11 protein-coding genes are annotated in these 11,605 nt (G+C 69.9%); 4 read left to right on the top strand and 7 right to left on the bottom strand.

What is annotated here, in order from left to right; translation table 11 throughout:
* The first annotated feature begins 21 nt into the window (after window positions 1-21).
* Complete coding sequence (locus tag HDA39_RS29795) at window positions 22-987, top strand: threonine ammonia-lyase (RefSeq protein ID WP_184800789.1); 966 nt, start codon at window positions 22-24, stop codon at window positions 985-987.
* A gap of 39 nt (window positions 988-1,026) precedes the next feature.
* On the opposite strand, the gene HDA39_RS29800 is transcribed toward HDA39_RS29795, so the two are convergent.
* From HDA39_RS29800 to HDA39_RS29810, 3 genes are read right to left on the bottom strand one after another with little or no spacing between them, the layout of a single operon-like run.
* On the bottom strand, window positions 1,027-3,432 hold the full coding sequence (locus tag HDA39_RS29800) for an ATP-binding cassette domain-containing protein (RefSeq protein ID WP_184800791.1): 2,406 nt from the start codon (window positions 3,430-3,432) through the stop codon (window positions 1,027-1,029).
* 46 nt (window positions 3,433-3,478) lie between these two features.
* Window positions 3,479-3,901 carry a VOC family protein gene (locus HDA39_RS29805; RefSeq protein WP_184800793.1) on the bottom strand — a complete coding sequence of 141 codons (423 nt, stop codon included), beginning with the start codon at window positions 3,899-3,901 and terminating at the stop codon, window positions 3,479-3,481.
* A 5-nt stretch (window positions 3,902-3,906) separates the two neighbouring features.
* Window positions 3,907-4,350 (bottom strand): helix-turn-helix domain-containing protein, encoded by a 444-nt coding sequence (locus HDA39_RS29810; protein WP_184800795.1) that lies wholly within the window; start codon window positions 4,348-4,350, stop codon window positions 3,907-3,909.
* A gap of 304 nt (window positions 4,351-4,654) precedes the next feature.
* On the opposite strand from HDA39_RS29810, the gene HDA39_RS43445 reads away from it, so the two are divergent.
* Window positions 4,655-5,296, top strand: a complete 642-nt coding sequence (locus tag HDA39_RS43445; RefSeq protein WP_184800797.1) for a VanZ family protein — start codon at window positions 4,655-4,657, stop codon at window positions 5,294-5,296.
* 112 nt (window positions 5,297-5,408) lie between these two features.
* Here the strand turns inward: HDA39_RS43445 and HDA39_RS43450 are convergent, their stop codons facing one another.
* Window positions 5,409-6,008: a pentapeptide repeat-containing protein gene (locus tag HDA39_RS43450; protein WP_184800799.1), complete on the bottom strand. Its 600-nt coding sequence runs from the start codon at window positions 6,006-6,008 to the stop codon at window positions 5,409-5,411.
* A gap of 106 nt (window positions 6,009-6,114) precedes the next feature.
* On the opposite strand from HDA39_RS43450, the gene HDA39_RS29825 reads away from it, so the two are divergent.
* Together HDA39_RS29825 and HDA39_RS29830 are read left to right on the top strand one after the other, a co-directional pair.
* On the top strand, window positions 6,115-7,047 hold the full coding sequence (locus HDA39_RS29825; protein WP_337925947.1) for an NAD-dependent epimerase/dehydratase family protein: 933 nt from the start codon (window positions 6,115-6,117) through the stop codon (window positions 7,045-7,047).
* A gap of 194 nt (window positions 7,048-7,241) precedes the next feature.
* Window positions 7,242-7,952 carry a protein phosphatase 2C domain-containing protein gene (locus HDA39_RS29830; protein WP_337925948.1) on the top strand — a complete coding sequence of 237 codons (711 nt, stop codon included), beginning with the start codon at window positions 7,242-7,244 and terminating at the stop codon, window positions 7,950-7,952.
* 3 nt (window positions 7,953-7,955) lie between these two features.
* On the opposite strand, the gene HDA39_RS29835 is transcribed toward HDA39_RS29830, so the two are convergent.
* The 3 genes from HDA39_RS29835 to HDA39_RS29845 form a co-directional block, all read right to left on the bottom strand.
* Window positions 7,956-9,152 carry a DUF4328 domain-containing protein gene (locus HDA39_RS29835; protein ID WP_184800801.1) on the bottom strand — a complete coding sequence of 399 codons (1,197 nt, stop codon included), beginning with the start codon at window positions 9,150-9,152 and terminating at the stop codon, window positions 7,956-7,958.
* A 247-nt stretch (window positions 9,153-9,399) separates the two neighbouring features.
* On the bottom strand, window positions 9,400-10,941 hold the full coding sequence (locus tag HDA39_RS29840; RefSeq protein WP_184800803.1) for a glycerol-3-phosphate dehydrogenase/oxidase: 1,542 nt from the start codon (window positions 10,939-10,941) through the stop codon (window positions 9,400-9,402).
* On the bottom strand, window positions 10,938-11,561 hold the full coding sequence (locus HDA39_RS29845; protein WP_184800805.1) for a TetR/AcrR family transcriptional regulator: 624 nt from the start codon (window positions 11,559-11,561) through the stop codon (window positions 10,938-10,940). Before HDA39_RS29845 ends, HDA39_RS29840 begins: the two co-directional genes overlap by 4 nt.
* Window positions 11,562-11,605 lie beyond the last annotated feature (44 nt).

Raw genomic sequence — 11,605 nt, forward strand, 5'->3', positions numbered from 1 at the left:
TGACACGTAGGGTCGGTGGGTATGTGGGAGACGCGGCTTGACCTGGGGCGGATTCGGGCGGGGCGGACGGTGATCGATCCGGTGTTTCTCGGGTCGCCGTTCTACGAGTGTGAGGCGTTGGGGGCTCGGCTGGGTAGTCGGGTGAGCATCAAGCTGGAGACCGCCAATCCGGTGCGGAGCTTCAAGGGGCGTGGCACCGAGTTGGTTGCTGACGGCCTCGTTCGGGGTGGGCAGCGGGCGGTGGTCTGTGCGAGTGCCGGGAACCTGGGGCAGGCGCTGGCCTGGTCGGCTCGGGGGCGAGAGCTGGACGTGACCGTGGTGGCGTCCCGGTTCGCGCCCGCGGTGAAGCTCGAGCGGATTCGGGCGTTGGGTGCCCGGCTGGAACTCGTGGACGGGGATCACGAGTTGGCTCGTCAGCGGGCGGCTGAGCTTGCTGCCGGCGAAGGGGTGCGGCTGCTGGAAGACAGCTTGGATCTGGAGACGTGTGAGGGCGCGGCGACCATCGGGCTCGAGCTGGTGGAGAGCGGGGTGGCGTTCGACGTCGTACTGGTTGCGCTCGGTGGCGGGGCGATGGCGACCGGGATCGGGCAGGTGCTGAAGGAGCTGGCGCCTGGGGTCGAGGTGATTTGTGTGCAGCCGGAGGGAGCGCCGGCGATGACTCGTTCCTGGCGGGAGCGGCGGGTGGTGACGACCGATTCCGCGGTCACGATCGCTGACGGGGTTGCTGGGCGGTTCCCGATTGCCGAGGTGCTGGACGACCTGTTGGTGGTCGCGGATGACGCCGTACTGGTGCAGGAGGAGTCGATCATCACGGGGCTGCGGATGCTGCTGCACGACGCGGGGCTCGTGGTCGAACCGTCCGGGGCGCTAGGAGTCGCGGCGATGCTCGAGAATCGCGACCGGTTCGCGGGACGGCACGTGGTCACCGTGGTCTGCGGCGGCAACGTCGATATGGACTCTTACTACCGGTGGATCGGTAGCTCCTAAGAGCCCGCGCACCGGAGAGGTGGGCGGGCTCTCGGCAAGTCAGCCGCCGATGTACTCGGCGAGGTGTTTGGCGGTGAGGGTTTTGCGGGTTTTGACCAGGGCCGCGGGGGTGCCTTCGAAGACGATGTGGCCGCCGTCGTGGCCGGGGCCGGGGCCGAGGTCGATGATCCAGTCGGCGTGGGCCATCACGGCCTGGTGGTGCTCGATGACGATGACGGACTTGCCGGAGTCGACCAGCTTGTCGAGCAGCGCCAGCAGTTGCTCTACGTCGGCCAGGTGCAGACCGGTGGTGGGTTCGTCGAGGACGTAGATGCCGCCCTTCTCGGACATGTGGGTGGCGAGCTTCAGGCGTTGGCGTTCGCCACCGGAGAGGGTGGTGAGGGGCTGGCCGAGGCTGATGTAGCCGAGGCCTACGTCGGCGAGGTTCTGGAGGATCTTGTGGGCGGCCGGCGTTTTCGCGTCGCCGTCGGCGAAGAAGTCGAGGGCCTCGGAGACCGGAAGGGCGAGGACCTCGCTGATGTCCTTGCCGCCGAAGGTGTACTCCAGGACGTCGGCCGAGAAGCGCTTGCCCTCGCAGACCTCGCAGGTGGTGGTGATGCTGGCCATGATGCCGAGGTCGGTGTAGATGACGCCGGCGCCGTTGCAGTTCGGGCAGGCGCCCTCGGAGTTCGCGCTGAACAGGGCCGGCTTCACGCCGTTGGCCTTCGCGAACGCCTTGCGGATCGGCTCCAGCAGACCCGTGTACGTCGCCGGGTTGCTGCGCCGTGAACCCTTGATCGCGCCCTGGTCGACCGAGATCACGCCGTCGCGCTTCGCCACCGAGCCGTGGATCAGCGAGCTCTTGCCCGAGCCGGCCACGCCGGTGACGACGACGAGCGCGCCGAGCGGGATGTCGACGTCGACGTCCTGCAGGTTGTTCGTGCTCGCGCCACGAATCTCCAGACGATCGGTCGGCGTACGCACCTCCGGCTTCAGAAGAGCGCGGTCGTCCAGGTGCCGCCCGGTCAGGGTGTCGGCAGCGCGCAGTCCCTCGACCGTGCCCTCGAAGACGACCTGGCCGCCCGCCGTACCGGCCTCCGGGCCGAGGTCGACGACGTGGTCGGCGATCGCGATCGCTTCCGGCTTGTGCTCGACGACGAGGACCGTGTTGCCCTTGTCGCGCAGTTGCAGGAGGAGCTCGTTCATCCGCTGGATGTCGTGCGGATGCAGGCCGATCGTCGGCTCGTCGAAGACGTACGTGACGTCGGTCAGCGGCGATCCGAGGTGCCGGATCATCTTCGTGCGTTGGGCTTCACCGCCGGACAGCGTGCCGGCCGGGCGCTCGAGGCTCAGGTATCCGAGGCCGATGTCGACGAACGAGTCGAGCGTCTCGCCGAGCGCCGACAGCAGCGGCGCGACCGACGGCTCGTCGAGCTTGCGGACCCACTCGGCCAGGTCGCTGATCTGCATCGCGCACGCGTCGGCGATGCTGATCCCCTCGATCTTCGAGGCGCGCGCCTCCGGCGTGAGCCGGGTGCCATCGCACTCCGGGCAGGTGGTGAAGGTGACCGCCCGCTCGACGAACGCGCGGATGTGCGGCTGCATCGACTCGACGTCCTTGGACAGGAACGACTTCTGGATCTTCGGGATCAGGCCCTCGTAGGTGAGGTTGACGCCGTCGACCTTGACCTTCACCGCGTCCTTGTAGAGGAAGTCCTGCAGCTCCTTCTTGGTGTACTTCTTGATCGGCTTGTCCGGGTCGACGAAACCGGACTCGGCGTACACGCGGACGGTCCAGAAGCTGTCCGACTTCCAGCCCGGGATGGTGAACGCGCCCTCGGACAGCGACTTGTTCTCGTCGTACAGCTGGGTCAGGTCGATGTCCGAGACCGAGCCGCGGCCCTCGCAGCGCGGGCACATCCCGCCGGTGATGGAGAAGCTGCGGCGCTCCTTCACGGTCTGCCCGTGCTTCTCGATCTTGACCGCGCCGGCGCCGCTGATCGAGGCGACGTTGAACGAGAACGCCTGCGGCGATCCGACGTACGGCGTCCCGAGGCGGCTGTACAGGATCCGCAGCATCGCGTTGGCGTCGGTGGCGGTCCCGACCGTGGAGCGCGGGTTCGACCCCATCCGCTCCTGGCCGACGATGATCGCGGTGGTCAGGCCCTCCAGTACGTCGACCTCGGGCCGTGCCTGCGACGGCATGAAGCCCTGGACGAAGGTGCTGTAGGTCTCGTTGATCAGCCGCTGCGACTCCGCGGCGATCGTGCCGAACACGAGCGAGCTCTTGCCCGACCCCGAGACGCCGGTGAACACGGTCAGCCGGCGCTTCGGCAGCTCGATGCTGACGTCCTTGAGGTTGTTCTCGCGGGCGCCGTGCACGCGGATCAGGTCGTGGCTGTCGGCGTCGTACGCCGGGCGGGCCGGGGCCTTCTTCGCGGCTGCCTTGGTGGCTCTGGGGGTCATCGGTGCTCCGTCGGTCAAGTGGTCGGCGGGTGAGGTCGGAACCGGCTCAGGTCAACTGGTTGATGCGGACGTGGTTGCCGGCCGGGTCGCGGAAGGCGCAGTCGCGGACGCCGTACGGCTGGTCGGTCGGCTCCTGGATCACCTCGGCGCCGGTGGCCTGGACCTTGTCGAACAGGCCGTCCAGGTCCTTGGTGGCCAGCACGATCGTGGCGAAGGTGCCCTTGGCCATCATCTCGGTGATGGTGCGGCGTTCGTCGTCGGTGAGTCCGGGGTCGACGAGCGGCGGGTGCAGCACGATCTGGGTGTCCGGCTGGCTCTCGAAGCCGATCGTGATCCACCGGATCGTGCCCTGGCCGACGTCGTTGCGGACCTCGAAGCCGAGCGTGTCGCGGTAGAAGGCGATCGCGGCGTCGGGGTCGTCGTGCGGCAGGAAGCTGGCGTGAACTCTGAGGTCTCCGTGGGTTGTCATGGCGTTCACGCTACTGGCGGCCAGGCCGGCGGTGCTTCTTGATTCCTGATCGGTCTGGCGACCTTCTTGGTGATGCAGGACGGCGGCTCGACCGGCGGCCGGACCTGCTGGCGGTAGGTGCTCGGCGGCATCCCGACCAGCTCGGTGAACCGGGTGCTGAAGGTCCCCAGCGAGGAGAACCCGACCTGGAAGCAGACGTCGGTCACGCTCACGTCGCCGCGCCGCAGCAGGGCCATCGCGCGCTCGATCCGGCGCGTCATCAGGTACCCGTACGGCGCTTCGCCGTACGCGAGCTTGAACTGCCGGCTCAGGTGCCCGGCCGACATGTTCACCCCGCGGGCGAGCGCCTCGACGTCCAGTGGCCGTGCGTACTCGCGGTCGATCCGGTCCCGGACCCGGCGCAGCAGCTTGAGGTCCCGCAGCCGTTGCGTCTCGTCCGAGGTGCTCACCCTCGAAATGGTGCCATCGCCGGGGCGCACGGTCGAGCGCCGCGTTCGCCGCCTGGTCCGGGACTGCCGATGGATGTTGCCTTGGGCACCGATAGGGCGTGTCAGTTCGGCTACGGATTGTCACGGGCCGACCACCGTTTGCTTGCGGGTGCGTGCAGATGTCCGGAAGGGGCTGGCGAGCGGGTGCGGGATCGATGGAACGTCTGACCTGGAAGCGAACGAGGGCGAGAACCACTGACGTTGTGTTTCGCGTGCGGTCCGGTCGGGCGCGCGTGGGCCGGTTGACGACGGAGGATCCGGATACGTGCTCGAGACCTATCGCGGCATCCCGCACCTGCTGGACACGTGGCTCGTTCTCACCGGGATGGCGATCCCGATCGCCGTCTCGGCGGTACGGCGGCGTGGTGACCGGCTCGTCCCCCGGCTGGCGTCGCTGTTCCTGCCGGCCTCGTTCGCGCTCGTCCTCGCGGCGACGCTGAGCCCGACGGCGAACCACGGCGGGCTCGGGGTGTGCGGCACGCACCTGGCCACGACCGGCGGACTCACCTCGCTCCAGGGTCTGCTCAACGTGCTGCTCTTCGTCCCGGCCGCGGGCATGCTCACGCTGGCCAGCGGGCGTCCGGCCGACGGGATCGCGGCGGGGATCGGACTGTCCGCCTCCGTCGAGGCGATCCAGGCACTGGTCCCCCAGCTCGGCCGCTCTTGCCAGGTGCACGACTTGATCGCGAACACGCTCGGAGCCTTCGCCGGCGTCGGGCTCGCGGCCGGCGTACAGGCGCTGAACCGGACGCAGCCGCTGACCAGCCCCGAGTACGTCGTGGAGCACGCCGCGTTGCTGACAATGCGCGGGCGTCCGCCGGCGCGGCACCGCCGGACCGATCTCCCGGCCCGGCCTGCGATGGTTCAGCGGACGAGTCGCCTCCGGCCGGTCGCTCGACTGCGCTGAGTCACCGATTCCGCCGTACGACGACCCGCCAAACACGGAGAGTGGGAAGTTATCCACAGGTTGTGGACGAGTCGGGGGATAACTTTCCAGCTGTCCACAACTTCACCCACAGCTACGGCCGGACGTCGAGCCCGAGGGACTGCGCGATCGCCATCGCCTGCGGCAGGTCGATGATCGCATCCCGCAGCTGGACGGTCAGCGGGTCGAGCGACGTGAGGTCCGATCCGCGCAGGTCGGCGCCGGTGAAGTCGGCGCGCTGGAGCATCGCTCCGGACAGGTCGATGTTGCTCAGCGTCGCCTTCCCGGCCCGTACGCCGGTCAGGTCCGCCTCCCGCAGCTTCAGCCCGTTCAGTTCGGCGCCGCGCAGGTCCTCGCCCGGCAGGCTGGTGAACGACCAGTCGCCGCCGTCGGCCTTGAGCAGGTTGTACGTGCAGTCGTCGAAGGTGCTGCCCATCAGCTTGCAGCGCGTGAACGTGGTGTCGAAGAACGAGCAACGCACGAACGTGCAGTTCACGAACGCGGCGTCGGTGTGCGTCGAGGCGTTGAACCGGACCCCACGGAACACGCACTCCTCGAACACGCCCCCGATGTTGGCCACCTCGGTCAGGTCCGAGTCCAGGAAGAGGACCCTGGTATAGGTCTGGCCCGACGGGTCGGCGTCGTTCCAGTCGCGCACCGTGGACTCGGTGGTGGGCGGACGGCGGTTGGCCACAAGGTCTCCTCTCGGTCCCCGCGGCGCGGGGCTGTGATGAGCATTGTGACGACCTCGACGGACAAAGTTTCTCCGATCGACAACCCGGAGAGGCAAGATGGGCCGGGTGACCGGATCGGAGCGGGTGATGGTGTTCGGCGCCGGCGGCTTCCTCGGAGCCCGGATTTGCGCGCTGCTGACCGAGCGCGGGATCGAGCACCGCGGGATGACCCGGAGCACGGGTGATCCACACCGGCGCTTCGACCTGGCCACCGGGCACTGCTACGCCCTCGACGCGCTGGTCGCGATGTACAAGCCGACGGTGATCGTCAACGCGGCGGCCGCGACGTCCGGCGACACCCTCGCGCTGACCCGTGGGAACGTGGTCGCGGTCGAGGCGCTGCTGTCGGCGATGCAGCGGACGGCGAACAACGCCCGCCTGGTCCAGATGGGCTCCGCCGCCGAGTACGGCGGTGCGGTGCACGGGACCAGCCAGGGCGAGGACGCCGAGGTGCGGCCAGAGGCGGCGTACGGGTTCACCAAGCTGGCCGGGTCCGAGCTGGTCCTGCGGGCCCGGCGCAACGGCGCGGACGCGGTCGTCGTCCGGCCGTTCAACATCAGCGGTCCGGGGTCGCCGGCGAGCACGCTGCTCGGGCGGGTCGTGCGGCAGGTCCAGGAGACGGACACGCTGGAGATGGGCTCGTTGGAGGCGTGGCGGGACCACGTCGACGTCCGCGATGTCGCCGACGCCGTGCTGGCGGTCGCGTTGACCGAGGAGAAGCCGCCGCCGGTGCTGAACGTCGGTTCTGGTCAGGCGGCGCTGTCGCGGGACGTGGTGCACCGGTTGATCGAGCTGAGTGGGACGGGCGCCACGGTGGTCGAGGGCAGGGTGCACGCGGAGCATGCGGGTTCCTCGGCCGGCTCGGTGGCTTGGCAGCAGGCTGATACGCGGCTGATCGAGAGGACGGTCGGGTGGACGCCGCGGGTGTCGCTTGATCAGTCGCTTGCTGATACGTGGGAAGAGCGCGAGGTGGGGGTGGCGCAGGGGGCCCGCGTGTAGGAATCGGTGCTGCAGGCAACTGTCGGGGAGATCTGTCGGGTGTTCCGACTTGGAAAGCTGCGCCGGGTCTGCTCTCCGGTGTGCCGGGGGTGGATGCCAGGAACCCTCGGCAACCATCGGGGGTGGTCGCCGGGTTGAATGGACCTGTGCAGATCTGGTCGGTGTGTGAGGGTGCTCCTGATCGGCTCGTGGGAGTGAACGAGGACCTGGTGGTGAGCGGGCCGGACTTCGTGGTGGTGCTGGACGGGGCGACGGCCGGCGCCGGGGTGGAGTCGGGGTGCCGGCATGACGTGACCTGGCTGGTTCGGCAGTTGGGGACGCAGTTGGCTGTGCCGCTGATCGGGCGGTCGGCGGCGTCGCTGGCCGACCTGCTGGCGGAGGCGATCGCCGGGGTCGGGGCTCTGCATGCGGGGACATGCGATCTGACCAACCCGGACAGCCCGTCGTCGACCGTGGCGATGGTGCGAGCCGGAGCGGAGAGCGTCGAGCACCTGGTGCTCGCGGATTCGCCGGTGGTGCTGCGGGCTCCCGACGGGTGGGTGACGACGGTCGCGGACGACCGGGTCGACTACCTGCCGGAGTACACGTTCGAGGCGGTGCGGAAGGCGCGGAACCAGCCGGGTGGGTTCTGGGTGGCGAGCACACTGCCGGCGGCGGCGTACGAGGCCTTGTCCGGTACGACGCCGCGCGAGCAGGTGGCGTCGGTGGCCGTGATGACCGACGGAGCGTCACGGTACGCCGAGCGGTACGGGCACTCGTGGGACGAGCTGGTCGCCGTCTTGGAGTCCGGCGGGCCGCGGGAGCTGATCGATCGCGTGCGGGCGTACGACGTCGCCGCGGCTGACGGCAGTTTCCGGGGCAAGCGGCACGACGACGCGAGTGCCGTGCTCTGCCGGCTCAGCTGACGGTCAGCGCGAGCCGGACGGGTACTCCGGTGGGCCGCCTTCGCGGGTCGGCCAAGGGGACCTCGGCGGATCGGCGCGCGGTGCCGGCGGGCTCAGGTCCGGCGGGTGCGTCGGGCCGGGGCCGTTCGGGCTCGAGCCCGTGGTGCCGCCGTACCCGCCTGGACCGTAGGGACCGCCAGGACGAGGAGCCTGAGCCGGCGGAGCCTGGTACGGCCCGTTGTCGTACGGGTTGGCCTGCGGCGGGCGAGGTGCGTACTGCGGGGTGCGGTCGACCGGCGGCAGGTACGAGGGCGAGCTGTACGGCAGCGTCGGCCCGAGCGGTACGCCGGACTGCGGCTCGCGGTCGTCGTGCCAGCTGCTGACCTGGAGCAGCAGCAGCGAGAACGTCACTCCTGCCACGATCAGCAGCACAGTGCCGACCGTGAACGCGATGTTGATCCCGAGCGCGAGCCGGACCAGATAGTCCTGGAGGTCGTAGATGTCGACGTAGTCACCGGTCAGGTTGGCCTCGTCGGCGCGGTTGACCAAACGGATGAACCAGGTGATGAAGCTGATCCCCGCGAACAGCCCGCCGCCGACCGCGACGACGCAGAAGGCGACCCAGGCCGCCCACCAGCCGAACAGCAGCGAGCGGATCCGGCCCGAGCGGGCGATGCCCGGCTGGTTCGGCGGCTCGCTGGCGCGGATCACGTCCCCGACGACCTGCAACGGGTACCAGAACTGGACCACCGGGCAGAGCCAGCCGCCGACCGTCCAGCCGGTCGAGTGCCGGTGTGCGCCGGGGGCCGCGTCGTAGCCGCCCTGGTACGTCGTCGCGAAGGGCGGCTTGAGGATCTCCGTGTTCTCCCGGGCCTGCCAGAGCCAGATCACCACGACGATCCCGGCGGCTGCGAAGAGGTACCCGAGTCCGTCGAGCAGTGGTCCCGCGCCTACGACCGCTTCGGCGCCGGTGTCGATCTCGTCCTCGGACAGCAGGCCGTAGACCAGACGCTTCACGTCGTCGTACGACAGCCACATCAGGATCGTCTGGATCACGCTGACCAGCACGGTCCCGGCCATCAGCGCGACGGCGACCTTGCCGAGCCGGCCGAGCGCGCGGTACTTCGGTGGCGCGCCCGGCGGCGGGCCGCCGTGGAACTGGCCGACGTTCTGCGGATGACTGCCGGGGTACGGACCCTGGCCTGGATACGGCTGACTCACGATCCCCACCTCCCCAGGTCGCGGCTACTCCCCAAGTTATCTGGTGGTGGGAGCGCTTTGGGACTTTTCCACAGGTCAGCTGGGGGGAAGGTGGGGAAAGCAAGGGAAGGAAAGAGCCGACTGGGCGGCAGGGTGTAGGTGGATTTCGTGCGCCTGGTGGGGCGACTATTTGGTGGGTTTCGGGTTGGACTGAGGGTGTGTCGGGTTGGGCCGGGGGTGTGTCGGGTTGGGCCGGGGGTGTGTCGGGTCAGACTGCGGCGAAGGCTGCTCTGACCGCGGGGAGGGCGAGGTCTCGGTCGGCGGCGGAGAGGCCTAGGCGGGTTCGGCGGTCCAGGACGTCGTCTTCGTCGAGGGCTCCCTCGTGCCGTACGGCGAAGCGGAGTTCGGCGTGGGTTGTGGCCAGGCCCGGGGCCACCGGCTCGAGTAGGGCGCGGTCGCCGGTGATGACGTCGGGGGCCTCGGTGCCGTAGCGGTGGACGAAGCGGGCCGGGGCGCGGACCGTTGCGAGGCGGGAGCGGTCGGCTGCGCCGACCAGGGGGATGCGGTGGGTCAGACAGGGCCGCCGGACCTCCAGTGAGGACTGCTTCAGGGCGGCGTCGAGTGCGTCCTGTGCCATCCGGCGGTACGTCGTGAGCTTGCCGCCGACGATCGTCACCAGCCCGTCCGGTCCGGTGATCACCGCGTGCCGCCGGGAGATGTCGGCGGTCTTGTCCTCGCCCCGTTGGTGGCCGGTGTCGAGCAGCGGTCGCAGTCCGGCGTACGTGCCGAGCAGGTCGGAGCGGGTGATCGGCTCGCGCACCGCCGCGCTGATCGTGCCGAGCAGGAAGTCGATCTCGGCGTCGCTGGCCTGCGGTACGTCGCTGACCGGGCCCGGCGCGTCCTCGTCGGTCAGCCCGACGTACACCCGGCCGTCCGGCGCGGGGATCGCCATCACCACCCGCCGCGGCTCCCCCGGCACCGGCACGGTCAGTACGGCGGACAGCTCGCCGAACACCGACTGCGGCAGCACCAGGTGCGTCCCGCGGCTCGGGCGCAGCTTGATCCCGGTGGCGACCTGGTCGGCCCAGATGCCGCCGGCGTTGACCACCATCCGCGCCGAGACGTCGATGCGACGGCCGCTCAGCTGATCGACGACGACCGCGCCCTGGCCGGTAACCTGCTCGGCCGAGCAGCGGGTCAGCACGCGGGCGCCGTACAAGGCTGCGGTCCGGGCGATCGCGACGACGAGCCGGGCGTCGTCGTACAGCTGGCCGTCCCAGGTCAGGAAGCCGCCGCGCAGACCGTGCGGCCGGACGGTGGGCGCGTAGCGCAGGACCTCGGCCGAGCTGACGCGGCGGGAGTGCGGAAGATAGTCGTCGCTGGTGTGCGCGAAGGTCCGCAGTACGTCGCCGCCGAGGAAGGCCGAGCGCAGCAGCGCCGCCTGCATGAACCTTGCCTCAGGCAACCAAGGCGCGACCTGCGGGACGGGGTGGACCAGGTGCGGCGCGGTGGTCTTCATCAGGATGCCGCGCTCGACGGCGCTCTCGTACGCGATGCCGACGTGTCCGGACGCGAGGTAGCGCAGGCCGCCGTGCACCAGCTTCGAGCTCCAGCGGCTGGTCCCGAAGGCGAGGTCGTGCTTCTCCACCAGGGCGACGGTCAGCCCGCGAGCGGCCGCGTCGAGCGCGACGCCGGCACCGGTCACCCCGCCACCGACGACCAGGACGTCGACCTGCCGGCGGGTGTCCAGCCAGTCGAGCTCCTTGGTCCGCCGGGCGGCGTTGAGGCTGGAGTTGCCGACCGAGATCATTCCGGCACCAGGTAGCGGTTCAGCATCGCGCGGAGCTCGTCGTCGAGCAGCGGGTACTCCTCGTGGGAGGCGAGGACCGGTCCGGACACCGCGGAGGCGAGCGAGACCAGGATGATCTGGCGCGACAGCCAGTCGGGGTCGCCGCCGCGGATCGAGCCGTCGGCCTGACCGGCCTTGATGCCCTCGGCGACCAGCGCGAGGTGCGCGACCGTGCTGCTGCCGCGGCGCTCCAGCAGGTACGGCGTGAGGAACTCGGGGTCGAGCTCGATGATCTTGCGCATCAGCGGGTGGGTGCGGGTCTTGCCGACCACCTCGACGACGCCCTCGACCAGCCGGGCGCGGCCGTCGACGGCGTCGGGCTGGAAGGCGGACATCAGCGCGGTCGTCCACTCCCGGGTCATCAGCGCGGCGACGACGGCCTGCACGTTGGGCCAGCGGCGGTAGAGGGTCGCGCGGGAGACCTCGGCGTGCCGGGCGATGTCGGCCATCGTCATCCGGCGCATGCCGATCGCCAGCAGCAGCTCGTACGCCGCGTCGAGGATCCGCTCCTCGCCGATCGCGTTGGCGGGGGTGGGACGGGCCGACGGGGTCGACTCGAGGTCGCTGCTACGCTGAGACATCACACGTCAGAGTGTATCAGCGAGTCCAAGGTGCCGGAACTAGT

The sequence above is a fragment of the Kribbella italica genome (assembly GCF_014205135.1).
Taxonomy (GTDB): Bacteria; Actinomycetota; Actinomycetes; order Propionibacteriales; family Kribbellaceae; genus Kribbella; species Kribbella italica.

Bases quoted from the DNA above. Each gene is read 5' to 3' on its own strand.
- HDA39_RS29795 (WP_184800789.1), top strand. From the start codon at position 22: ATGTGGGAGACGCGGCTTGACCTGGGGCGGATTCGGGCGGGGCGGACG.
- HDA39_RS29800 (WP_184800791.1), bottom strand. From the start codon at position 3,432: ATGACCCCCAGAGCCACCAAGGCAGCCGCGAAGAAGGCCCCGGCCCGC.
- HDA39_RS29805 (WP_184800793.1), bottom strand. From the start codon at position 3,901: ATGACAACCCACGGAGACCTCAGAGTTCACGCCAGCTTCCTGCCGCAC.
- HDA39_RS29840 (WP_184800803.1), bottom strand. From the start codon at position 10,941: ATGATCTCGGTCGGCAACTCCAGCCTCAACGCCGCCCGGCGGACCAAG.
- HDA39_RS29845 (WP_184800805.1), bottom strand. From the start codon at position 11,561: ATGTCTCAGCGTAGCAGCGACCTCGAGTCGACCCCGTCGGCCCGTCCC.